Origin of the sequence: Clostridium yunnanense (genome assembly GCF_016595795.1) — a bacterium.
GTDB classification, from domain to species: Bacteria; Bacillota; Clostridia; order Clostridiales; family Clostridiaceae; genus Clostridium_AR; species Clostridium_AR yunnanense.
This window is the reverse complement of sequence record NZ_JAENHN010000050.1, coordinates 23,443-48,134: the sequence shown is the minus strand read 5'-3', so window position 1 is coordinate 48,134 and position 24,692 is coordinate 23,443. Positions and strand designations below refer to the sequence as shown.

Genomic DNA, 24,692 nt, shown 5'->3' with positions numbered 1-24,692 from the left:
AAAAAACCATGCATACAAGGAGTTATAATCCCATATGCACGGTTTTTGTTTTGTATATAGAAAGTGTAAATTAGATATTCTTAGTTAACTGTTAGTTTGTAAGGTGTTGTAGTACTATATGCTCCGTTATAACCTACAACCTGTATATAGTAAGTTCCAGCTGACAGAGTATTGGTTAAGGTCTCAGAGGTTGTACCAGAATTCTCCGAGTAATCTATATATTTGCCGTTTGCATCATATAGTGTAAGATCGTAATCTTTTGGTAGATTTGTAAGGGATATAGTGAAGGATTTTGCTGTTGTTACATTAAGCTTATAGTAGTCTACATCTGAAGCACTATAAATATATGAGCTTATAGTAGAACCGGAAGTTATAGTATAAGCACTAGTAGTACTATTGTTAGGTTCATAAGTATCTCCAGAAGCAGCAGTGGTAACTGTAACAGTACAATTAGCAGTTTTACTTCCATCTTGAGTTGTAACTGTTATGGTTGTAGTACCAGAAGACACAGCTGTTACAGTTCCGTTTTGAACTGTTGCAACAGAAGAATTACTGCTAGTCCAAGAAACGTTTTTGTTAGTAGCATTAGAAGGCGCTACAGTAGCTGTAAGTGTTGAAGAAGTTCCAGTAGTCAAACTCAAAGTGGTTTTATCAAGAGTTACTGAAGCAACAGGAACAACGGTAGAGGTACCTATTGCAGTAGTTTGACTGTTTGATACATTATAAGTTCCAGTTAAATCTGCCTTCTTTGCTCCTGTTGAGGAATAAAGTGAAAGAGTTATTCCGGAGCCTGATTTTACTGCAATTTTAGCTTGGTTATTTGAGTCTACTTGAGCGGTTCCTAGTATAGTTCCACTCTGAACCGCTGCAACTACATCAGTAGGTTGTGAGCTAGGAATTGTTCCTTGAAGATATCCGTACCCAGAGGATAAACCTGTTACGGCTTGCTTATCAGATGTAGAGGAATCGGAAGTTCTAAGCTTTAAGGTAGTGGAGGAAGCTAAAGTGTTCACTCTAATAGTTGCAGCTAAAGGGCCAGTTCCTGAGATTGTATTGTATCCAGCAGAAGTCCAACTTCCGTTTACTAGTAGCTGACCTATTTGAGCTCCAGTACTAGTGTTATAAGCGCCAATCTGAGGATTTGAAGCTGTACCACCATCTATGATAGTGAAAGGTTCATTTACATAAACATATGAAGGATATAATGAAAGCTTTACTAAGCCAGTAGTCGTACCTCCGCCAGATGAACCTGAAGCGCTATAAGGGGCTCCGTAGGAACCGTTAGCAAAGTTATCTGTATTCCAAGGATTGTAGCTTGGAGTAGTCCAAGGCTCAGCTTGAGTTTGAGTTTTTTCAATATCAGCCATAGGTGTTGGAGTGGCAGTGCCTTTAGCATGATTAACTCCATCAAAGCCCATATAGCTTTCACTATTAGATAACCAGTTAATTATGTTAGTGCAAAGAGTAGCGGCATTTCCAGTATCGGTCCAACCTGGGTAAGTTGATTTTGCTTTTCCTGTATCTTCTCTTAGATATTTTGGAGTAGCATCTTCTATAGGTGAGGAATCGCCTATAAATGCAGCCTTACCAGCACTAGGCTTCGAGATAGCGACATAAGGTCCTTCATTTTCTCCTCCGAAATAAAGACCAGTATCAGCAGCACTACCCCATTTTACAGGAGTATCTGAAGATGAAAAATAAACTATTCCTTTAGCTTTGTTAGGATCTGTTATTGCTAGAGTTGAGCCGGCGGCCATAAGAATAGGAGATACACCAGTAGTTATTCCTTCTGAATAAGAGGAAGCTTTTACTCCAGAAACACCGCTTTTGCAATCTATGGCATTAAACCTATATCTGATTCCAAAGTTTTGTGCAAGCCAGCCTGAGGTTGCACTTTGAGGGTTTCTCATATCACCGTAAACTCCGCCCAGATTGTATTGAGTATCGGTAGATCTATTGTAACCATTATAGACTTCTGTTGAATCCCAGGTGTTAGTGTTTCTATCAGCATTGTAATGATCAGCTATAAAAAACAATCCTTTTCCTGAATCAACAAATTGTTTAAGAGCTGAGTACTCAGCTTGAGTTAGAGGCCTGTTAGCTTCAGCCATAACAAAAACATCAGCGTTCTTTATAGCGTCATAGGTTATAATTGCTTCATTTTTGTCTACATTAGCTGATTGTCTGTCATCATAATAACGGATAGCACCATCACCATCTTTATCAACTCCTCTATATTCTCTTACAGTATAGCCTTTTGAAACAAGAGCGTCTGCAAAGTCAGAGAAACCTCCATCTAAAACCCAATCTGCGGCTCCGGCAGTTTCATCATGGGAGTTGTCGAAGAGTACTAATTTTCCGTTGCTTGAACCTGCGGCAGGAATTTTTTCAGGTATAGTATTGTTCCAGCTATAGGTTAAAGTATCGGCTTTCGCTGTCACAATCCTATGAGCATTAAGGAAAGGTGAGAAGTTAAAGAACTGGGATAATGCAAAAGCAGAAATTAGAGAAAGAGCTAGCTTTTTTCTTAGATTTTTGTTTAACATAATAGTCTCCTTTTAAGTATTTGATAATAATACTTTATTATCTGCATCGTAATACACTAATATTATACGTATTAAGTTAATAATAGGTAAGAGGATTGCTGTTAAATCACATTAAATAATAAAATATTGTTATTATATTAAAAAAATAATGTATAAAAGTATTATATTAACAAATGAAGTGGCTTATTGTATAATAGGGTTATTGATTTATTATGGAGGAGTTATGATAAGTTTATATGTACTTTTTATATTATTAAGCTATGTTTTTAATGTAATAAAATTAATAAAAAGCTACAATGACAGAGTTTTGAATGTTGGACTTATAAGAGAAAAATGGTTCGAATATAAGAGCAGAGGTAAGTGGGCTTTAGTTTTGGATTTAGCTTTAGTACCTTTGGTAATCTGGTTTTTTGTAGAAATATCTCGAAGTAATAAGGATACTCACCAAGATACTGATACAGTATGGGGATGGTTTCAAAGCCTTGAAAATCCTACGTCAATATACTCAATACAGTTTGTTATAATGGTAATTATGATAGTAGTTACGTTGTTTTTTGAAATTAGAGAAAGTAATACAAGCACCATAATAAGTAGAGAAGGTATACTTGCAGCTGATGGAGAGCTCATACCCTGGAATAGAGTTGAAGAGATTGAAGAAGGGCATGCTTCTGAATCTTCATTAAATAGAGTAGCAAAAATAACTGTTAAGACAAAAAGGGAGAAGACGAAGACATTAAAACTCATTGTGCCAAAGGATGAATTTAGAAGCTTACTTATAGCAACAAGAAATGCTATAAATCTAAATAGAGAAGAATGAATATAGTGAAGCTGCATGATCCACTGCACCAGTTGGACAAGAAGCTTATTTTTAGAAATATAAGTTTTATTAATGAGTGGTACATCTTTGTAGGTGAAACATATACTAGATTATATGCTTCAGGTAGATGTATCACTTCATTATATAATTTATATTTTCAAATTCTCCTCTCAGAACACAGAGGAGTTTTGAAAATAGTTTTAGAATTGAAGTGATACATCCTTAGATATACCATTTTATAAATAACCTCCATCCTCGATTACAAATATCCTATTGAAAACAATTAATAAAATGGTATATCTATTAAATTCATATATTTCTGACTATTTCATTGACTTGTTAGAATATTTTGATATATAATTACAATAATTTTATAGATTCGGATGAAGGTAGCGGGATTAAACCGTTATTGGACGAACCTCTGGAGAGACTCAAAGGAGCACCGAAGGGGAAAGCCATAAAGATGTGGTGAAACTCTCAGGTAAAAGGACAGGGGATTTTGATATTGTATTCAGTTTAACTTTATTTAGCTTATTAAGCTTTTTTTCAGTTATTTGAATATCAAAAGCCGTATTTCCAGAGACTAAGTTTAATACTAGTCTCTTTTTGTTTATATATTGGGGACTAATTAAAAGTTTTAGATTATTAAAAGGGGGCTAAATAATGCTTTATAAAAGTACAAGGGGAAAAGAAAATTTGGTCACAGCTTCAGAAGCTATAGTTAGGGGCATAGCTGAAGATGGAGGATTGTTTGTTCCAGAAAACTTTCCGAGGATAGATAAATCCTTTGATGAGTTAAAAGAAATGAATTATAAGGAATTAGCGTTTTATATATTAAAGAAATATCTAGACGATTTTTCTGATGAGGAGCTTAAAACGTGTATAGACGGGGCATATGATGAAAAGTTTGAAAATCCTTTAATAGCACCATTAAAATATGCAGGCGGAGCATATTTTTTAGAGCTCTTTCATGGAAAAACCTTAGCATTTAAAGATATGGCTTTAAGCATACTTCCATACCTTGTGAAGACGGCAGCAAATAAAACAGGAATAGATAAGGATATAGTTATTCTTACTGCTACTTCTGGGGACACTGGTAAGGCTGCGCTTGAAGGCTTTGCAAAGGTTGAGGGAACTAAGATAATAGTCTTTTACCCAAAAGATGGAGTAAGTGAGATTCAAAGAAGACAGATGGTAACTCAAGAAGGAGATAATACCTTTGTAGTAGGTATAGAAGGAAACTTTGATGATGCTCAAAATGGAGTGAAAGATATATTTGGTGATGATGATTTCAACAAGAAGCTAGAAGCTAAAGGATATATGCTATCTTCTGCAAACTCCATAAATATAGGAAGACTTATACCTCAAGTTGTTTACTATGTATATTCATATTTAAGTTTATTAAAAGAAGGAAAGCTTAAGGATGGAGAAAAAATAAATGTTGTAGTACCTACAGGCAATTTTGGTAACATACTTGCTGCTTTTTATGCTAAAAATATGGGCTTACCTATAGAAAGATTTATATGTGCTTCAAATGAGAACAAGGTGCTCACTGACTTTATAAGTTCAGGTGTTTATGATAGAAATAGAGAGTTTGTAGTTACTAATTCTCCTTCAATGGATATATTAATCTCTAGTAATCTTGAAAGATTTTTGTATGAGATAAGTGGTAAGGATTCAGAGTTTATACGAGATCTCATGAGCAAATTAAAGACTGAAGGAAGATATGAAGTAAGTGCAGCTATGAAAGATAGACTTAAAGAGTTTTACGGGGACTTTGCCACAGAAGAAGAAACTGTTGATGCAATAAAAAAAGTATATGATTCGTCAAAATATGTAATAGATACTCATACGGCTGTTGCTTACAAAGTTTTTGAAAAATATAAAAACGAAACAAAAGATGATACTGTAACGGTGATAGCGTCAACAGCCAGTCCTTTCAAATTTCCTAGAAGTGTTAATGAAGCTCTTAATTTTGAGCAAGAACAAGCTTCAGACTTTAAAATGGTAGAGACTCTTTCTAAAAATTTCGATATTAAGATACCTAAAGGTATATTGAACTTGGAAAGTAAACCAGTGATTCATAAGGCAACATGTAATAAAGAAAATATGAGAAACGTAATTAAAGAATTTTTGGGTTTATAGGTGATGATATGGTAGAAGTTAAAGTTCCTGCAACAAGTGCAAATATAGGACCAGGGTTTGATTGTCTTGGAATAGCAGTAAAGAAATATAATAGATTTGTTGTAGAAGAGGTAGAAGAAGGACTTGTGTTTGAAGGTTGCGATGAAGAATTTAAGAATGAAGATAACTTAATATATGTAGCTATGAAAAAGTGTTTTGATAGGATTAAATATAAACCAAAAGGATTAAGTATAAAGATTGAAAGTGATATACCAGTATCAAGAGGGCTTGGTAGTAGTGCAGCATGCGTAGTTGGTGGAATCCTAGCTGCAAACGAGCTTGCAGGAAGTCCTTTGAGCAAAGAAGAGGTTTTAGAATTATCCGCAGAGATGGAAGGACATCCTGATAATATAACTCCAGCTTTATATGGTGGGATGACTGTTTCGGTGACAGAAGAGGGTAGGACTATATATAACAAAATAAATATAAAAGAAGAAATTAAGCTTTGTGTATTAGTGCCTGATTTTAAATTATCTACAGAAAAAGCAAGAGCAGTACTTCCGAAGAGTATTGATTATAAACATGGTGTTTATAATATAGGCAGAGTAGCTCTCATGATATCTGCTTTGTCAAATGGTGATTTAGACCTTCTTAAGGTTGCTTGCAAAGATAAACTTCATGAGGATTATAGAGCCGGACTTATAGAAAATTTTTATGATATAAAAAATGAATGCAGTAAGCAAAATGCTTTAGCTGTGTTTCTAAGCGGAGCTGGACCAACTATTATGGTTATGCTAAGAAAAGATGACAAAGATTTTTCTACCAATATAAAAGGTTATTTAGATACACTTAAAAATAACTGGCAGGTATTGGAAGTGGATATCGATAATGATGGGGCTATAGTTTCGAGTTTATAAATAATTAGGGGGGAAAGCATGAGTGATATAGTTGTAGCTAAATTTGGAGGAAGCTCACTAGCGGACAGTGAGCAGTTTAATAAAGTAAAAAATATTGTTATTGAAGGTGCACAAAGAAGATTTATTGTGCCTTCAGCACCGGGAAAGAGATTTAAAAAGGACTACAAGATAACTGATTTGTTATATCTTTGCTATGAGCATGCAAAGAATCAAATATCCTTTGAAGATGTATTCAGGCATATTGAAGATAGATATAAGACTTTAGCCTTAGACCTCAAGGTTGACATTAATATAGAAAATTACCTTCAGGAGATAAAACAAAAGATAGAAGAAGGTGCTTCAGCAGATTACACTGCTAGCAGAGGGGAGTATTTAAATGGATTATTACTTGCAGCATTTTTAAACTATGAATTTGTTGATGCAGCAGAAATAATAAAGTTTAAGCATTTCGGCACTTTAGATATGAACGCTACTGAAGTGGCTGTAAGAGAAAGATTAAAAGATGTAGAAAAAGCTGTTATACCTGGGTTTTATGGAGCGATGCCAGATGGCAAAATAAAGACCTTTTCTAGAGGTGGTTCAGATATTACAGGAGCTATAATAGCAAGATGTACTAGTGCTAAACTTTATGAAAACTGGACGGATGTTTCTGGATTTTTGATGGCAGATCCTAATATAGTTGAAAATCCAAAGTCTATAGAGTATGTGACTTACAAGGAGCTTAGAGAGCTATCTTATATGGGCGCAAAAGTTCTTCATGAAGAGAGTATTTTTCCAGTTAGAGATGTAGGTATACCTATAAATATAAGAAATACTAATAAACCTACTGATAAAGGAACCTTCATAGTTGATGAACAGAGAGTTCAAACCTATGGAGATACAATTACAGGTATAGCAGGGAAGAAGGATTTTGTTGTAATCGCGATTCAAAAGATGCTTATGAACCTTGAACAAGGTTTTTGTAGAAAGCTTTTAACAATACTTGAAAGTAACGGAGTTTCTTTTGAGAACATGCCATCGGGTATAGATTCTGTATCTTTAGTTATAGAAGAGAGCCAGGTAGCAGATAAACTTGAGATTATACTTGAAGAGATAAAAAGACAATGTAATCCAGATACTGTAGATGTTTATCCTAGTATGGCTTTAATAGCTACCGTTGGTAAGGGGATGAATAGAACTAAAGGTGTTGCTACTAATATATTTAAAAGTCTTTCAGAAGCAGAGGTAAATGTAAGAATGATAAACCAAGGGTCAAGTGAGATAAATGTCATAATCGGTGTGGAAAACGAAGATTTTGAAAAAGCTTATAGAGCTATTTATGGTGCTTTTGTTAAATAAGTAATCTGGTTTGCAGTAGATAATTGGGGACTTAAATTAAGAATACATTGAAGAGGGAGAATTATAATGGAAAAAGTGAGAATTGCATTATTAGGGCTAGGTAATGTAGGGAAAGGTGTTTGGAATATATTAAACACTAATAGAGAAGCTATTATAAAAAGAGCTGGATATGATATAGAGATTGCAAAGATATTAGTTAGGGATAAAAATAAAGCAAGAGATGTGGAAGTGCCACAAGAGCTTATTACAACTGATGCTGAGGAGATCTTTAATGATGACAGCATTAAGATAATAGTTGAAGTTATGGGTGGGTTAGAGCCTGCAAAAGATTATATATTAAGGGCTATAAAAGAGAGAAAGCATGTGGTTACTGCCAATAAGCTACTCATAGCAACTAACGGAAAAGAAATATTTGAAGAAGCTGAAAGGAACGAAGTTATAGTAAATTTTGAAGCTAGTGTAGCTGGTGGAATACCTGTCATACATGGAATCAATGAAAGCTTGACTGCGAACAAGATTGAAGAAGTCATAGGAATAATAAATGGTACTACAAATTATATACTGACTAAGATGACATTAGAAGGAATGGATTTTGAAGATGCTCTGAAAGAAGCGCAGGAAAAAGGATATGCAGAAGCGGACCCAACATCAGATATAGAAAGTTATGATGCGGCATACAAGCTTGCAATATTAACAACTCTTGCTTTTGAGACAAATGTTGATGTAAATAACATCTATAGAGAAGGAATAACTAAGATTACTTCAAAAGATATTGAGTATGCTAAAGAACTTGGTTATGTTATTAAGCTGCTTGCTATAGTAAAAGAGGTAGATGGAAAGTTAGAACTTAGGGTTCATCCAACAATGATTCCAGCAATACATCCTCTAGCAAATGTTAATGATTCTTTTAATGCTATATTTATAAAAGGAAATGCTGTAGGAGATCTTATGCTCTATGGAAGAGGGGCTGGAGAGCTTCCAACAGGTAGTGCTGTAGTTGGAGATATAATATCCGTATTAAGAAATGATGGCGATAGAGCAAGTATAGTAACAAGTAGATATGAGGACAAAGAAATAGCTCCGATGGATAATGTAGGAGCCAAGTATTATTTAAGAATAACAGTAAAAGATATGCCAGGTGTCTTAGGCGAGATAGCTACTATATTCGGACAAGAGCAAGTAAGTATAGCTTCATTTATACAGAAAGCTAGAAGAGAAGATAGAGGACTTGTTTCCATAGTTATTGTAACTCATGATACTTTAGAAGGAAAAATAAATAAATCTTTAGAGAAAATTAATGATTTAGATATAATAAAAAAGGTTGAAAATGTAATAAGAATAGAGAAGCTCGGACTAAAATAAAATAATATCTAAAATTAATCTCCAGTATTTAAAATATATACTGGGGATTAATTTTTCTACAAAACAACCAAAAATCGATAAAAAAATTATATATATTGACAATAATTATTTAATATGAAATATTAGTGTTAACTATATTTACAAAAAGTTTCTTTGAATCACAATATACAAAATAAACCTTAGGAGAGATTTATATGAACCTTTATAAGAGGCTCAGAGATAACAAAAGAATAGTAAGTATATTGATAGTAGTAGCTATCTTTGCTGTTGGGTACCCAGTAGTAAAAAACAGTGAAAAAGAAACTCTAGAATATAAAACTGAAGAATTTTTCAATAATATAATTGAAGAAAAATATGAAGCTGCTTTTATGTTTTTAGATTATGGTGAAGTAGGTAAGGAAACTAGCTTTGCTTTAAATGAAGATAATAAGAGAGGTAATTGGATTAAAAATCTCAAGCGGCAAAGAGCCAGTGGTGTAAGGATAGAAAGATGTAAAGAAGTTAAAGTGGATAATGTAGATTATCCTCGTGGAACTGTAAAGTTAATTGTAAGTAAAAATGGTGTACAAGAAGAATATATAGTAAATATTAAATATACAAGAAATAAAAATAGCTATAAGATAAGAAATATAAATAAAATAGATGATGAGATTCAACAGACTATTTGTGGTAGAATAAATGGATCTTAATTATAGTGTGAGACTAAATCAGGAGAAATGAATATGAATATTCAAATATACGGAGTGAAGAAGTGTTTTGACACCAAGAAAGCAGAAAGATATTTTAAAGAAAGAAAGATAAAGTACCAATTTATTGATTTAAATATGGTGGGTTTAGGGAAGAGAGAGTTGGAAACGGTAAGGAATGCCGTGGGGCTAAGTAATTTAATAAATAAAGAATGTAAGGACTATGAAAGATTAAATTTACACCGTATTATTAATAATAGTGTAAAAGAAGAAATACTTTTAAACAACCCTAAGCTTTATAAGACACCGATTGTTAGAAATGGAAAACTTGCAACAGTAGGTTATGAGCCTAAGGTGTGGGAAAATTGGGATTAGACAAGTGAGTCATTATTAGACTTTTATCGAAGATTATAAGATAAGTTATACATTTTTGATAAGGCCTAATAATGACTTTTTTACTGTATAGGAAATTATAAAATTTTTTAAAAGCTAAACCTAAAAATATCAAGGGTTTAGAACAGTTATTTAGGATAAACAGTAAAAAATAAATCATATTCGCCTGCTTATATTAATTAAAGTCATATAAGCGGATTTCTAAGGATAGACATATGAAAACGATTGTAATATTATACCAAATGTTCTATAATATTGTAGATATCTATATTAGTATGATAGTTTTGTAACTAATAGCATATTAAATCTATTTTGGAAGATAATATAACCAATAAAACATTTATAAATTAAAGTTAAAATACCTTAATAGAAGCGGGTGAGCAACTTGGATAATGTAAGAAAAAAGGTAGGGATAGGAACCTGTTCTCCAATCATGCTAGTATTATCACTTATTCTATCTTTCAGTTTTGGTAACAACATAGTGCTGGGCGATATAGTATTAGCCTCCTTCGGTCTAAAGGCTTGGTCTGATGGACATATGGGGGTTCATTATACTTTGTTCTATGCTTTAGCTATGGTGGTAATAGCGTATTTTATTGGAGATAAATATGAAGATCATATGTGGGCTAAGGCTGGAAAGAATTCTGCTATATTTGTACTTGCCCTTCTAACTCTTATAATAATATTCAATTTGGTGTTTTGATCTATAGATAAACCAGTTCCAAGTGCAATCTATATTTGGATAAATTCTAATATGAAGTAGTTTATCTATAATTCAATGTATAAAATTATTTATATATTTGTGTAACTATTTCCTTTTTTCTTCGTATTATATGTGAAGTGTTATTTGTGTGGTGATTATAATTGAAAAAAGTAAATGTTAAAATTATTTGTGGAATTATGTTGTTAATTATGTGTTTAGGTTTAGTAAGTTGCAACACTAAGGAAAAGGAATATGATTTTTATAAGATAAAGAAAGTTACTGAAGACAAGATAGATAGGGTTGAAGTTTCCTACGCGGATATACCATCGAGAGTTTTATCCAAGGAGGAGGTACAAACCTTAATAGGCTTAATAAATGATTCTGGAGATGATGTCCAGCAGTATAATGGGCCTGATCCTAAAGGTGTTACGAACTCGTTAGATGTACATCTAAAATCAAAGAGTTGGTTTAGTATGTATCCTTACAGGAACGGATATTTGCTGTTTTGTGGAGAGAAGAGTTATATGATAGCACAACCTAAATATAATGATTTTATAAAAGATGTATTTAACAATACGAGGAAGGTTTAAGAAATTATCAAATTATAAATCTACCTTTAAGGAATATTTTTCTCTTAAGTTCTGTAATAATAGTACATACAGGTAATATTATTTCAAAAGAAATTTATGTTTGGTAAAAAGTCTTAAAGGGTTCCTAATTCAAGCATAACTATTTAGGTTGAAACTTTGTAGCCGGACTAATGGAGGAAAATTATATGCTAGGCAGAGCTGAAAAAAATAATAGTATGAAATCTTTAATAATTGCTGCTGCTATTGGTGCGGTTGTTATCATAGCTTCAGCTATTACATTTTGGTATTCCATTGATAATTATGTAAAGCGATGGGATAGTAAAATATATACTGGAGTAAGGATAGAAGGAATAGATTTGTCGGGGAAGTCAAAGGCAGAAGCTGTGGGATTACTAAATAATGAGCTGAAAAGGTTTGTGGATGATAAAAAAATAATTGTAAGAGTGCAGGATAAGAAATTTCAGTTAGACTATAAAACAATAAACCCACAGTATGATATAGAGACTGCCGTAAATGACGCTCTTAAATATGGAAAAGACAAAGGGCTTCTACATAAGAAAAAGTTAATTAAAAGTGGTCCGGTAACTAACATAAATCTCAAATTTAAATATAATAGTGAAGAATTAAATAAATTTGAGAAAAGTATTGCTTCTAAGGTAGATAAAAAACCTAAAAATGCTTCAATTAATATAATTAATGGGTCCATAGCTGTAACTGAAGAGCAGAGTGGAGTCGTGTTAAATAAAGAATTACTTGATAAAAACTTGAAAAAAGAATTAACTGGAGCTTGGAATAAAGACATAGTGGTTGAGGGTCAAATAGAGGTGGCAAATGCAAATATAACTAAAGAACAGCTGTCAAGGATAGATGGAGTTTTGGCGTCTTTTTCAACAGATTATTCAACCTCAACAGAAGCTAGAGCTAATAATATAGCAATAGCTGTAAAGGCTTGTAACGGAAAAATAGTTATGCCGGGAGATACTTTTAGCTATAATGGGGCATTAGGTGAAAGGACTTACGAAAAGGGTTACAGGGAGGCTCCTATTTATAAGAATAATGAAGTGGTGGATGATGTAGGAGGCGGTATATGTCAAGTATCTACAACGTTGTATAGAGCTGCTATGAGGGCCAATCTTAAAGCAGTGGAAAGGCATAATCATTCCTTTAAAGCAACTTATTCGCCTCTTGGGCTTGATGCCACAGTGACTTGGGGATATCTAGATTATAAGTTCAAAAATACTTATGATTTTCCTATCTATATAGAAGCTATGACAAGTGGAAGAACTGTAAGTTTTAATATATATGGTAGTAAAGCTGGATTGGGTAGTAAGAGCTATGAATTGGTATCGGATGAGCCTACTGTAATCCCAGCTAAAGTTACTGAAGTAAATGATCCAAATCTGCCAGAGGGTCAAGTGGTAATGGATGAAAAGCCTATTGACGGTTACAAGGTCAAGTCTTATCTAGTTACTTATGAAAACGGCAAGGAAGTAGCAAGGGAAGCTGTGTCCCATGATACTTATGTAAAAAAAGACGGGGTAAGACGGATAGGGACTAAAAGGGAATGATGGAAAGGTTAGATGCACAAAAAATCGCTAAGATATCGCTTAGTGATTTTTTTTCGTTCTTTAGGAATTGTGCCTAAAAGAAAAATCACTAGAAATAATAATCAGAATAACTTGTCTTTTTCTTATAAAGTTATAATAAGATAAAACCTGTGGTAGCTGAAAAGTATTAAATCATTAGAGATTATATGTGTGACTAAGTGGATAATAATGTTATAGTTGGGCACTTTATATAGAGGAAATCATTAAAAAGGAGTGCATTATGAATGGTAGCTTGGATAAGAGCAAATATAAAAGGTTTAGTTGTATTTTTTTTATTTTTAGGTATATCATATATAAGTTTTTTTGAATTTAGCGATACAAAAGTAATTTTATCTATTATAGCAGCTGAAATATTTCTAACATTTATGGCAGGTGCTTTAAGGTTTCGTCTAGATAAAAAGTTCCTAGTATTACTGTTGTTAATTATATTGATAAACGTAGTAGTGGGATATAATAAATTATATTTTTCTAATTTATTTTTACTGTCATACTGTATGTGGTACTTCATAACTAAGGTTACAAATAAGAGCAGAGAGCTTTTTTTGATAGCCTTTAGTATTAGTATTGTAACAATCTATCTAGCTTCATTAATGTATATAAAGATACCTTTATTTACGATAATATTTTATCCTGTCTACTTATTGGGGTATATTTCACAGAGTGGCTTTTCCGGTAAAAGTATACTGCAGGATATCCTAATTACATTATGTATACCTTTTGATGTATTCTTGCTCAATTGTATTTTTAGAATAAAAGGGTCATATAGTGTTATTCGAAATATGGCCACATTTACAATATATAACGATGATATAAAGACCCTAATACTAACTCTTTTCATTTGGCTTATATACAGTAGTTTATGCGTTTCTGCCTCTTATCTAGTTTATAGAATCTTCACTGGTATACAAAAAAGAAAATTATTCTTCGCAGATTCATCAAAGGAACATAAAAAAAGTTTGATTCTTTCAATAAATTTAAAATTAATTTTTACGGCCTTTATAGTATATTTTAGTGATTGTATTTTAGCGAAACAGATCATTACTGACTTTAATGTATTTCTTAATATGCATGAATTAATAAACTTTATGATTCTGCTTATGGTATATATAGTTATAATCTCTTTATCAGGAGAAAACTTAGGTAGAATTATGTTTTACTTATCAATTAGTATTGTTTTTATTGCAAATATAGTTAAGTTGAGTTTTTTTGACGAACCATTTTATCCATGGGAAGTTTATTTAATAAAAGATGCCTTTATGATTGGCACTAGATATATTAACTATCAAATCGTTATAACAATAACATTGATTTCTATTTTGCTAATTATGGCTGTAATTAAATTTAGAAGACATATCCTGCATGGTTTAAGACCTAAACTAAGGGTTAATATGCTAATTTTATCTTTAGCAATACTAGCAATGAACGTATACATATTAAGTAATTCTAAGTATTTATATCAGTTAGATATTGATAAGTCACGGTGTATAGGTAAAGTAGGAGCTGCAAGAAATGGTTTGTTTCTTGAAAATTTTTTGATCATAAAGGATTACGATGAATATATAGCTGATAAGCCAGAAGGGTATTCTAAGGATAGTATTGTTGGTGTGCTAGATAAGCTTAGCAGATATAATGACGTGAAAGTTTCTTCACAGATTAATATAAAACCTAATGTGATAGTTATTATGAGCGAAAGTTTTTGGGATGCGACACAGCTTAAGGGGGTTACGTTCGATAAAGATATAGTTGAAAACGTAAGAAATAATATTAAGGGATATATGGTATCACCGGTATTTGGAGGAGGAACAGCAAATGTAGAGTTTGAGGTCTTAACTGGATTAAGCAACTATTTCAATAATCCTGGAATAATACCTTATAATGTATATTTGAGAAGGCCTACCCCTAGCCTTGCTAATGTATTTAACAAAAATGATTATGACACTATAGCTATACATCCTAATGATAAGAATTTTTATAATAGAGATAGTGTGTATAAATATATGGGGTTCAAAAAATTTATAAGTATAGATAGTTTTGATAAACAAAAAGATTCAAAAGGTACAAATGTAGCTGATGAAAAGTTAATGGATATGATAATAAATCAATTATCTTCTGGTGATAATGCTAAGTTTATATTTGCAATCACTATGCAGAATCATGATCCTTATTATAACGAATATAGCAAGCTAGAGGTTAACACATCATCAAAGAGTTTGAATGAAGCAGAGATGTCCGTTTTAAGTAACTATGCATCAGGTATATATGATGCAGATAGATCATTTGGAAAACTGATTAGTAGTTTAAAAAACTTTGATAAACCTACGGTAGTTTATTATTTTGGGGACCATCTTCCAAGACTAGGTAAGCCGTTAGGTGTATATGATGTTTATAATTCGCTTAATTATTTTAATAATAAGGAGAAGATAGATTCTGATATCAATAGTTACATCACCCAATTGGCCATATGGTCTAACTATAAAGATATTCCGCAACTATCTTCGAAAATATCTCCAGCTCAATTGTCATTACATATATTAAAAGAATCAGGTGTATCTTATCCAATATATTTTAATATACTTGAACAATTAAATAAGGAGCATCCTTATTTACAAAATCATTTAAATGGAAAAGAAATTCAGAATGAAGAATTGGTGAAAGATTATAAGCTTATACAGTATGATTTACTATTTGGTAATCAATATATAAATGAAAATTAAATTTTTAATATTTTATTGACAAATTTAAAGGGTCAGCATATCATAATAATATAACCTAGAAAGTTGATAAGATTGATAGGAAATTGCTGTGATAAGAAATAGTAGCATGAGATTAGCTACCAGAGATAAGTCTCCTTGGCTGAAAGAGATTTTTAGTAAAACTTATGCGAATGCATCTTTGAGCTCTGCCTCGAACTATAGTAGACGGCAGCGGGTACGCTCGTTAAAGCGTTAGGGTATGGTAAAGTACCTGAATTCGGAGATAACCTTATAATTTAATTTAGGGTTAATTAGAGTGGAACCGCGGAATATAACTTCTGCCTCTATATATGTTAGAGGCAGGAGTTTTTTTACTTTATAGAGGACCAAGTTAGTGCTTTTAATTACCTATATATAAGAAAAGTTATAGTTGTTTAGATAATAATTTTATTTTGAAAGGAGAAGATATTATGAATTCTAATCAGTATTTTGATAGTATAGCAAACAAATGGAATACTATGAGGAGCGAATATTTCAAAGATGAGGTAAGAGATAGAATAGTAGCAAAATTTAATATTAAAGATAAGGTGGTAGCTGATTTAGGATGTGGAACAGGATTTGTTTCATTGGGACTTGCTCGAGAATCAGCAATGGTATTCTCTTTAGATAGATCATATAATATGCTGAAAGAACTAAAGGCTTCAGCTAATAATGTAGGACTTAAAAATATTTATCCAATAAAATCTTCTTTAGATGACCTAGCACTATTTGATGAATCAATAGATGGAGTTTTTATAAATATGGCATTGCACCATATAGTAGATGCAGAGAAAGCTATAAAAGAAATGTATAGAGTATTAAAACAAAACGGAACTGTTTTGATATCTGATGTATATCAGCATAATGGTGAATGGGCTAGAGAAGAGATGTATGATGAATGGTTAGGATTTACTGAAGAGCAGATTAGGAAATGGTTAGAAAACGCCGGATTTACAGCTATAAAGGTAGAAGATACAGGGCTTAGATGCGAAGGCTATTCAAGCAAGGGTGAGTTTACTAACCCAGGTATATTTATGGCCACGGCAATTAAGAAATAAATATAAAGTAAAATATGTACCACTTCAATATATTTATAATATTAATATTTAAGGAAATTACATTAAAATTCTATAATGCTGTTGGATGATGAAGTGGTACAGTCTTATAAAAAATACACTGGTAAATGAATTTGATTAGAAAGCTTAAAAAGTCAGTTTAATAAAATTAATAAGAAATTTTTTACAATATAAAAATATAATAAATCTATAAAACATTTACGCTTGTGCTTAAAAGTTGATGTACAAGGACACTTAAAAATTAGGAGGAAATAATTATGAATTTTGAATCATTGTTAATACATGGAGGAATAGATGGAGACGAAAGAACAGGAGCAGTTAATGTACCTATATTTCAAACTTCAACATATAAACAACCTGGATTTGGTGTAAATAAAGGATATGAATATTCAAGAACTGGAAACCCAACTAGAGAAGCTGTGGAAAAGCTAATAGCTGAATTGGAAAGAGGATACGCAGGTTATGCCTTTGCTTCTGGAATGGCAGCAATAACAGCAGTTGTGTCATTATTTAAGTCCGGAGATAAGCTTCTTATATCAAACAATCTTTATGGTGGAACTTTCAGAGTTCTAGACAAAGTATTTAAGAACTTTGATATAAGTTACGGTATAGTCAATACAACTGATCTTGAAGAAATTAGAGCAAGTATAGATGATAAGGTAAAAGCTATATTTATAGAAACTCCAACTAACCCCTTAATGGATATAACAGATATTGAAGCGGTTTCAAAAATAGCTAAGGAAAATTCAATACTAACAGTAGTGGACAATACTTTTATGACCCCATATCTTCAAAGACCTATAGAGTTAGGTGCTGATATAGTGGTTCATAGTGCTACTAAGTATTTAGGTGGACATAGTGATCTAGTAGCTGGTTTGGTAGTGGTTAATAATGAAGAGTTAAGTGAAAGACTTCATTTTATACAAAACTCAACTGGTGGTGTTTTGGCTCCATTTGACTCTTTCCTATTGATAAGAGGGATAAAGACCTTAGCAGTTAGAATGGATAGACACAACAAAAATGCAGATGTTATAGCTAAGTATCTAAATAATAGAGAAGAGATAGAAAAGGTATTTTATCCAGGACTTGAAAGTCACGTAGGACATAACACTCATAAGAAGCAGGCAAGTGGATTTGGTGGAGTTATTTCTTTTGTTCTTAAGGACGGTTATGATTATAAGAAATTTGTTGAATCCTTAGATGTAATAACATTTGGAGAAAGTCTTGGAGGAGTGGAATCTCTAGTTTGTCATCCAGCATCTATGACTCATGGATCGATTCCTTATGAAATTAGACAAAAAGTTGGAATAGTTGATAATTTAATAAGACTTTCAATAGGTATAGAAAGTGAAGATGATTTAATTAAAGATATACAGAGTGCTTTAAATAAATCCAAGATATAAATATAAGATATAAATAACATGGATGTATTAAACAATTTAAAGAGGGGATTAATGTGGAATATATAAATGATATAAGAGAGCTTATAGGAAACACACCTATTATTAAATTAAATCATTTCAGCTTAAAAGAAGGTGTAAATATATTTGCAAAACTAGAATACTGCAACCCGGGTGGGAGCGTAAAGGATAGAATCGGTGAATATATGATAAAGGCAGCTGAAGATCAGGGGTTACTAAAAAAAGGACATACAATTATAGAAGCAACTGCTGGTAATACTGGACTTGGAGTAGCTTTGGCTGCAATAAATAAAGGGTACAATATTATATTTGTAGTACCTACTAAGTTTTCTGAAGAAAAACAAATGCTTATGAGGGCACTTGGAGCTAAAGTTATAAACACTCCTAGAGAATTTGGCATGTTAGGGGCGGTTGAGAAAGCAGAAGAACTTTTGAAAGCTACAAAAGATTCCATTAGTTTTAAACAGTTTGAAAATATATATAATCCGCTTGCTCATTATGAAACTACAGGTCCTGAAATATATAAAGCATTAGAGGGAAATATAGATTATTTGGTGGCTGGTGCTGGTAGTGGGGGCACTTACAGTGGTGTAGTAAAATATCTTAAGGAGCAAGATAAAACTATAAAGGGAGTTCTAGCAGACCCAGAAGGCTCCACTATGGGTGGTGGAATAGCTGGCTGTTACAATATAGAAGGCATAGGCAATGATTTTATACCTAAAACTATGGATATGAACTTGGTGGATAAGATAATAAAGATTAATGATGAAGAGGCTCTTAAGTTAGTAAAGGAGCTGGCATATAAAGAGGGAATTATAGTGGGGAGTTCATCTGGAGCAGCACTTTCAGCGACATTAAAACTTGCTAAGACTATAGATAAGGGAAATATAGTTACAATATTTCCTGATAGAGGGGATAGATATCTAAGTAAAGGTATATATAATTAATAACTTTACAACTATTAACAATTACAGGAGTTCTAATGCTTCTGTAATTTTTTTGCTATAAATTTTCCGATTTTAATTAATACGTAAACACATAGATGATCTACTAATGTATAATTTATTATATGATCATTTTAATATAAGTTTTTTTTTAGATGCTTGTAGTATTGAAAGGATTATTATATTAATAAAACTATTGAAAATTATCTTTATGCTATTAGATTAAACATTAATTCATAAATAAAATACTAAAATATACTGGAGTGATATGTTGAATACTAGTAAAAATAATATAATGACAACAAAAAACATACTAAGAATTTAAATCATGCTATACGAAAAGATAATATTTTTATAGAAGGAGAAGAGAATTTTGAAGTTTGATGATTTATATTATATTGCTAACGAACTTAACAAAGAAAAAGTAAGATGGATGATAGGGTCATCGGTACTATTATACTTCCATGGAATAGTTGACAGCCCTAATGACATTGATATAGTTATCGATGAAAAAGATATAATGAAAGTAAAAGATATATTTGATAAGATTGGGATAGAGCAAAGAAAAGAGAAAAAGTATCCATACCTGACTGAATATTTTTATACTTATATAGTAAGAGATACATCAGTTGATATAATGTGTAACTTTGGCTTAGCCCACCAGTGTGGAGATTATAGACTTAAGATTGATGAAGCAGCTATAGTTGAATATAGAAAAATAAATGATTATATATTACCATTAAGTTCTTTGGAAGATTGGTATGTGCTATATCAATTAATGTCTGGAAGAGAAAGTAAGGTTAATATGATTGAAGAATATCTTATTAGTAATGGTGTTAATCACTATGAACTTTTTGATAGGGCTTTAACACAACCTTTGCCCGAAGCAGTTGTCTGTAATATTAAGAGCCTTACAGGTGATAAGGCTTAAATTTTATAAAATAGGGCTAAAAAAATAACCTCGAAAAACTTTTCGAGGTTATTTTTTTGTTGAAAAGATGTTGTAAGTAAGATAGTAGTTTATTATATTCTAAAGTGTAAATTTGCTAGTTAATATACTTAGTTTTTGAGCTAGCTCAGTCTGTGACATAGCAGTTCTACTAACTTCCTCTATTGCAGCTGCAGCTTCGGATATACTCTCTATTATTTCTTGTGAAGAAGAGTTAGTTTGTTGAGACATAGCACTTACATTTTCGATTTCTCTATTTATCTTTTCTACTATTCCTTTTATAGAGTAGGATGATTGATGGAATTTTCTTGATATATCCGCAACTAATTTTGCGTCATCTCCATATTGATACCCTATGTTTATCATTTCTTCATTAGTAGGAGTGACTATATCTTCTATATATTTAAGTATGTTAGTGGCGTTGTCTGATAAACTCTTAAATGCTAATTCTATTTGATCAGTAACCCTGTTGATGTTCTTAACTGCTGACATTGAACTGTCTGCTAATTTTATTATTTCACCTGCAACAACAGCAAAACCTCTTCCAGCATCACCTGCCCTTGCTGATTCTATCATAGCGTTAAGTGCTAATAAGTTGGTTTGATCTGCAATTTGAGTTATTGTGGTTGCCATTAGCTTAATTTGCGAAACAACTTTACCTTGCTCAATAGAGCTTAGTACAGCCTCTTGGTTAGACATATAAAGTTCTTTTGAGTTCTTTACTAGTTCGGTTGAGTTGTTCTTTAAGCTAGTTGCTCTAGCTTCGATATCTTTAGCAGAATTATAGCTGTGATCAGCATCTGATCCTAAACCAGTAACTTGAGAAGCTATTTTATCTGTAGAGTAGTTTACTTCTTCGATGCTTGAAGTTAATTCTTGAACTCCACTACCTATATGCTGTATGCTTTCATTTATGGTATCTACTTTTGAAGTTACTTCTTCCATTGTTGCTGATAATTCCTCACTTGATGAGCTTAGATTAACTGCACTATTGTTTATCTCCGAAATTACATTTCTTAATGAGAGTACGGTTGCATTTAAAGAATCTTCAATTCTACCAAACTCATCCAGAGTCTTAACTTTAAGTGTATCTGATAAATCCCCGTTTTTAAGTTTTTCGGTAAATGAGATTATTGATTTTAATTTTTTAGCTATATAGGACCTGAGATATAAAGAACATAATATTGTAATGATTAAGGAAACTCCTAAGACTATATAGGTAAGAGTTATTGAAAGATTATAGGTGCTTCTTGAATCATCATATGCTTGTCTTGACTCATTTTGATTGAATTGTACTATGTTTTTAATTACATTATCGACGGAATCTCTTTTTAGTGTAACAGTTGTTATGATATCCTTAGCTCTTTGATAATCGCCTGTTTTTATAAAGTTGATAGTTTCATCTCTTGACTTGATATAGTCGCCTAACATCGTAGTCAAATCTTTAAGAAGCGATTTTTCCTTACTGCTTGTTACTGATTTTGTATATTGCTGAAGTATGGAATTGTTCTCTAAATTAAGGGAAGTAATTTCATCACTGTATCTAGATAGATTTGATTTATTTCTTTCATCCATAGCTAGAAGCGTATTAACCTGAGATTCCTGAATGTTTTCCCTAAGAGTCCTTACATCTTGAATTGCTTTCATATTAACGGAATAAATGTGTTGCAAATTGTTATTCACAGATCTTAGATTGTAGATTTCACTTAGCCCAATTATTAATAGAAGTGCTAGAAGTGTCACAAAGATATAAGTGATTTTAGTGGTAAGTTTGATTGATTTTAATCCCCTTTTCAAAATAATTGCCCCCTCTTAAGTTGTTTGTATATTTTTGCCGAATGTTATTATAAACATATTATCATAATTATCGAGTTTTTTAAATTCAAGTAAATAGAAAAAAAGTTAAAAATACGTTTACATGCAAAAAATATTTTTATGCATATATATTTATTTAAAATTGCAAATGTATTTATGGTGATTATGAAAACCAATAATATTGCAAATGATTTGTAGATGTATTCAGTAGAAATACAAATAATAAAAAGTGTACTTTGGTGATAGAATGATAAAAATAAAAGCAAAAATATATTAAATTGCTAGTAATTTTGAAAATCGTATGATAATATATTAAATGTAAATAAGATGTATAATATGTAAACATAAAAAAGTTGCATGAATAAAAATACAATGTGTTTTTCGATTTTTGAAAAATTAATTATTGAAAAAATCGCTAATATGTAATGCAGAAAGTTAATCAGCAATAAGTGAATGTTCGTATTTATTAAAAGGGGGAGAAAATTAATGAAAAGAAAACTAGCAATTATAATTAGTGCGGTATTAGCCGTGGGAACAGTGCTTTCAAGCTGTCAGGTTGAAAAGGTATCAGACTCTAAGTCCAGTGGTGGTGGTAGTGATACGATAAAAATAGGAGTTTTTGAACCGCTTACAGGTGCAAATGCTGGTGGTGGAGAACTAGAGGTAGAGGGAATAAAACTGGCTAACAAGCTTTATCCTGAAGTTAATGGAAAGAAAATAGAACTAGTGATAGTTGATAATAAGTCTGATAAAGTAGAGGCATCTAATGCAGCTTCAAGACTTGTTGAAAAAGAGAAGGTTACAGCTATTATAGGAAGTTGGGGAAGTTCCTTATCAATGGCTGCTGGAGATATAGTAAAGAAGGCAAAGATTCCAACAGTTGCAACATCAGCAACAAATCCGTTGGTTACTAAGGGAAATGACTACTATTTTAGAGTTTGTTTTATAGATCCATTCCAAGGAACAGTAATGGCAAATTATGCTTACTCAAAGCTTAATGCTAAGAAGGTCGCAATAGTACAAGAAGTTTCTAATGACTACGCAGTTGGATTAGCTAAGTATTTTACAGATTCATTCACAAAATTAACTGGAGATAGCAAAGCTATAGTTTCTGTATCTAACTATAATACTGGAGATCAAGATTTTAGTGCACAGTTAACTAATATAAAATCACAAAATCCAGATGTAATATTTGCGCCTGGTAACTTCACTGAATCAGCGCTTCTAATAAAGCAAGCAAGAGATTTAGGAATAAAAGCTCCAATAGTCGGTGGAGACACATGGGAGACACCAGACTTCTTAAAGATAGGCGGCAGTGCTGTTAATGGAGCAGTATTCTCTACTTTCTTTGCAACGGAAAAGCCTATAACAAAGGAATCAGAAAAATTCTTAACTGAGTACAAGAAGGAATATAACGGTAAAGAACCTGCTGCGGTTTCAGCCCTTGCATATGATGCGTATCTTTTACTAGTAGATGGGCTAAAGAGAACTGGCTCAGAAGATTCAGTTAAATTAAGAGACGAGCTAGTAAAGACTAAGGATTTCCAAGGTGCTGCCGGTGTTGTTAATTTTGATGAAGATAGAAATGCAGTAAAATCAGCGGTTATTAAACAAGTAAAGGATGGAAAGTTTACTTATCTTGATTTAATAGAACCAACAAAATAGAGCAATTAAAAAACTAGTGGGATCCTTTGTGAAGACTTAAATTGTGTGTGTATAAAATCTTGGGTTATTACATTGAAGGCGTACATGATTTAATATTTGAAGTAGGATCCCTCTCTGTTTTAGTGGAAAAGTTTGAAATCGGCTAGGAATTAAGGAAATATATAAATAGTATATACGAATAATTACGTTTACATTGATACTATATAGAATATGAAATGTATACTTTCTAAAAATGCAAAAAAGTTTGGTTTTAATTTTTTGTTTTGTAATTATTTATACAAAACTAACTTGTCCTCCAGAGGAATACAAATAATAAAAAGTGTGTTTTAGTGATAGAATAATAAAAATAAATCTAAAAACTTAATAAAGTGTTAATTATAATAGCTATATAATGAATTATTATTAAATTAATCCATAAATGAATAATATGTGAATAATTTTATGAAGTTGAATAATAATGCAACAATACTTTTCAATTGACAGAAAATATTTTGGTGATATAAAATTAACAACAACATACGAAGGCGTTATTCAGCAATAAGTATATTCGTAAATATTCATAAGAGGGGATTAAAATAATGAAAAGAAGATTAGCTATTATAATAAGTGCAGTATTGGCTGTAGGAACAGTACTTTCAAGTTGCCAGATTGAGAAGGTATCGGATTCTAACACTAATAGTAGCAGTGATACTATAAAAATTGGGGTTTTTGAACCATTAACAGGTGCAAATGCTGGTGCTGGAGAATTAGAGGTAGAGGGAATAAAACTTGCAAACAAGCTTTATCCTGAAGTTAATGGGAAGAAAATAGAACTAGTTATAGTTGATAATAAGTCTGATAAAGTAGAGGCATCTAATGCTGCTTCTAGACTTATAGAGAAAGAAAAGGTTACAGCGATAATAGGAAGTTACGGAAGCTCACTTTCAATGGCTGCTGGAGATATAGTAAAGAAGGCAAAGATTCCAACAGTTTCAACATCAGCAACAAACCCATTGGTTACTAAAGGG

The 24,692-nt window shown here is 31.9% G+C and carries 19 protein-coding genes, 1 riboswitch and 1 other annotated feature; of the genes, 17 read left to right on the top strand and 2 right to left on the bottom strand.

Annotated elements, in window-relative coordinates; all coding sequences use genetic code 11:
- Positions 1 to 80: 80 nt before the first annotated feature.
- Positions 81 to 2,546 carry an Ig-like domain-containing protein gene (locus JHL18_RS18750; RefSeq protein ID WP_200272061.1) on the bottom strand — a complete coding sequence of 822 codons (2,466 nt, stop codon included), beginning with the start codon at positions 2,544 to 2,546 and terminating at the stop codon, positions 81 to 83.
- Positions 2,547 to 2,769: 223 nt separating this feature from the next.
- Here JHL18_RS18750 and JHL18_RS18745 point away from each other — a divergent pair, with 223 nt between their 5' ends.
- From JHL18_RS18745 to JHL18_RS18675, 15 genes are all read left to right on the top strand, one after another.
- On the top strand, positions 2,770 to 3,363 hold the full coding sequence (locus tag JHL18_RS18745; RefSeq protein ID WP_200272059.1) for a hypothetical protein: 594 nt from the start codon (positions 2,770 to 2,772) through the stop codon (positions 3,361 to 3,363).
- 411 nt (positions 3,364 to 3,774) lie between these two features.
- Positions 3,775 to 3,866, top strand: a riboswitch (glycine riboswitch).
- Positions 3,867 to 4,026: 160 nt separating this feature from the next.
- Complete coding sequence (gene thrC, locus JHL18_RS18740) at positions 4,027 to 5,508, top strand: threonine synthase (protein WP_200272057.1); 1,482 nt, start codon at positions 4,027 to 4,029, stop codon at positions 5,506 to 5,508.
- 8 nt (positions 5,509 to 5,516) lie between these two features.
- Positions 5,517 to 6,404, top strand: a complete 888-nt coding sequence (thrB, locus tag JHL18_RS18735; protein ID WP_200272055.1) for a homoserine kinase — start codon at positions 5,517 to 5,519, stop codon at positions 6,402 to 6,404.
- A gap of 18 nt (positions 6,405 to 6,422) precedes the next feature.
- Positions 6,423 to 7,742, top strand: coding sequence for an aspartate kinase (locus JHL18_RS18730; RefSeq protein ID WP_200272053.1), 1,320 nt, complete (start codon positions 6,423 to 6,425; stop codon positions 7,740 to 7,742).
- Positions 7,743 to 7,808: 66 nt separating this feature from the next.
- On the top strand, positions 7,809 to 9,104 hold the full coding sequence (locus JHL18_RS18725) for a homoserine dehydrogenase (RefSeq protein WP_200272051.1): 1,296 nt from the start codon (positions 7,809 to 7,811) through the stop codon (positions 9,102 to 9,104).
- Positions 9,105 to 9,298: 194 nt separating this feature from the next.
- A complete protein-coding gene (locus JHL18_RS18720; protein WP_200272049.1) occupies positions 9,299 to 9,793 on the top strand; it encodes a hypothetical protein in 495 nt (164 codons plus the stop codon).
- A gap of 33 nt (positions 9,794 to 9,826) precedes the next feature.
- Positions 9,827 to 10,165 carry an arsenate reductase family protein gene (locus JHL18_RS18715; protein WP_200272047.1) on the top strand — a complete coding sequence of 113 codons (339 nt, stop codon included), beginning with the start codon at positions 9,827 to 9,829 and terminating at the stop codon, positions 10,163 to 10,165.
- 403 nt (positions 10,166 to 10,568) lie between these two features.
- Positions 10,569 to 10,886, top strand: coding sequence for a hypothetical protein (locus tag JHL18_RS18710; protein WP_200272046.1), 318 nt, complete (start codon positions 10,569 to 10,571; stop codon positions 10,884 to 10,886).
- A gap of 161 nt (positions 10,887 to 11,047) precedes the next feature.
- The gene (locus tag JHL18_RS18705) at positions 11,048 to 11,476 is read left to right on the top strand and encodes a hypothetical protein (protein WP_200272044.1); all 429 of its coding nucleotides are present in this window, start codon (positions 11,048 to 11,050) and stop codon (positions 11,474 to 11,476) included.
- A gap of 185 nt (positions 11,477 to 11,661) precedes the next feature.
- A complete protein-coding gene (locus JHL18_RS18700) occupies positions 11,662 to 13,044 on the top strand; it encodes a VanW family protein (RefSeq protein WP_200272042.1) in 1,383 nt (460 codons plus the stop codon).
- Between the two features lie 263 nt (positions 13,045 to 13,307).
- A complete protein-coding gene (locus JHL18_RS18695; RefSeq protein ID WP_200272040.1) occupies positions 13,308 to 15,797 on the top strand; it encodes an LTA synthase family protein in 2,490 nt (829 codons plus the stop codon).
- A 79-nt stretch (positions 15,798 to 15,876) separates the two neighbouring features.
- Positions 15,877 to 16,125, top strand: a binding site (T-box leader).
- A gap of 121 nt (positions 16,126 to 16,246) precedes the next feature.
- Positions 16,247 to 16,873: a class I SAM-dependent methyltransferase gene (locus JHL18_RS18690; protein ID WP_200272038.1), complete on the top strand. Its 627-nt coding sequence runs from the start codon at positions 16,247 to 16,249 to the stop codon at positions 16,871 to 16,873.
- Positions 16,874 to 17,148: 275 nt separating this feature from the next.
- A complete protein-coding gene (locus tag JHL18_RS18685) occupies positions 17,149 to 18,294 on the top strand; it encodes a trans-sulfuration enzyme family protein (RefSeq protein ID WP_200272036.1) in 1,146 nt (381 codons plus the stop codon).
- A 53-nt stretch (positions 18,295 to 18,347) separates the two neighbouring features.
- Entirely contained in the window at positions 18,348 to 19,259 is a 912-nt protein-coding gene (locus JHL18_RS18680) for a pyridoxal-phosphate dependent enzyme (protein WP_200272034.1), read from the top strand.
- A gap of 370 nt (positions 19,260 to 19,629) precedes the next feature.
- Positions 19,630 to 20,187: a nucleotidyltransferase family protein gene (locus tag JHL18_RS18675; protein ID WP_200272031.1), complete on the top strand. Its 558-nt coding sequence runs from the start codon at positions 19,630 to 19,632 to the stop codon at positions 20,185 to 20,187.
- A gap of 99 nt (positions 20,188 to 20,286) precedes the next feature.
- Here the strand turns inward: JHL18_RS18675 and JHL18_RS18670 are convergent, their stop codons facing one another.
- A complete protein-coding gene (locus tag JHL18_RS18670) occupies positions 20,287 to 22,002 on the bottom strand; it encodes a methyl-accepting chemotaxis protein (RefSeq protein WP_200272029.1) in 1,716 nt (571 codons plus the stop codon).
- 504 nt (positions 22,003 to 22,506) lie between these two features.
- On the opposite strand from JHL18_RS18670, the gene JHL18_RS18665 reads away from it, so the two are divergent.
- Together JHL18_RS18665 and JHL18_RS18660 are read left to right on the top strand one after the other, a co-directional pair.
- Complete coding sequence (locus tag JHL18_RS18665; protein WP_200272027.1) at positions 22,507 to 23,685, top strand: ABC transporter substrate-binding protein; 1,179 nt, start codon at positions 22,507 to 22,509, stop codon at positions 23,683 to 23,685.
- A 578-nt stretch (positions 23,686 to 24,263) separates the two neighbouring features.
- Positions 24,264 to 24,692 (top strand): ABC transporter substrate-binding protein (locus JHL18_RS18660; protein ID WP_200272025.1); only part of this gene is annotated, 429 nt, incomplete at its 3' end.

What these genes read in the sequence shown, in the direction of transcription:
- JHL18_RS18700 (WP_200272042.1), top strand. Translation starts at nt 11,662, where the DNA reads ATGCTAGGCAGAGCTGAAAAAAATAATAGTATGAAATCTTTAATAATT.
- JHL18_RS18745 (WP_200272059.1), top strand. Translation starts at nt 2,770, where the DNA reads ATGATAAGTTTATATGTACTTTTTATATTATTAAGCTATGTTTTTAAT.
- JHL18_RS18750 (WP_200272061.1), bottom strand. Translation starts at nt 2,546, where the DNA reads ATGTTAAACAAAAATCTAAGAAAAAAGCTAGCTCTTTCTCTAATTTCT.
- JHL18_RS18665 (WP_200272027.1), top strand. Translation starts at nt 22,507, where the DNA reads ATGAAAAGAAAACTAGCAATTATAATTAGTGCGGTATTAGCCGTGGGA.
- thrB (WP_200272055.1), top strand. Translation starts at nt 5,517, where the DNA reads ATGGTAGAAGTTAAAGTTCCTGCAACAAGTGCAAATATAGGACCAGGG.
- JHL18_RS18730 (WP_200272053.1), top strand. Translation starts at nt 6,423, where the DNA reads ATGAGTGATATAGTTGTAGCTAAATTTGGAGGAAGCTCACTAGCGGAC.
- JHL18_RS18695 (WP_200272040.1), top strand. Translation starts at nt 13,308, where the DNA reads ATGGTAGCTTGGATAAGAGCAAATATAAAAGGTTTAGTTGTATTTTTT.
- JHL18_RS18685 (WP_200272036.1), top strand. Translation starts at nt 17,149, where the DNA reads ATGAATTTTGAATCATTGTTAATACATGGAGGAATAGATGGAGACGAA.
- thrC (WP_200272057.1), top strand. Translation starts at nt 4,027, where the DNA reads ATGCTTTATAAAAGTACAAGGGGAAAAGAAAATTTGGTCACAGCTTCA.
- JHL18_RS18690 (WP_200272038.1), top strand. Translation starts at nt 16,247, where the DNA reads ATGAATTCTAATCAGTATTTTGATAGTATAGCAAACAAATGGAATACT.
- JHL18_RS18720 (WP_200272049.1), top strand. Translation starts at nt 9,299, where the DNA reads ATGAACCTTTATAAGAGGCTCAGAGATAACAAAAGAATAGTAAGTATA.
- JHL18_RS18725 (WP_200272051.1), top strand. Translation starts at nt 7,809, where the DNA reads ATGGAAAAAGTGAGAATTGCATTATTAGGGCTAGGTAATGTAGGGAAA.
- JHL18_RS18715 (WP_200272047.1), top strand. Translation starts at nt 9,827, where the DNA reads ATGAATATTCAAATATACGGAGTGAAGAAGTGTTTTGACACCAAGAAA.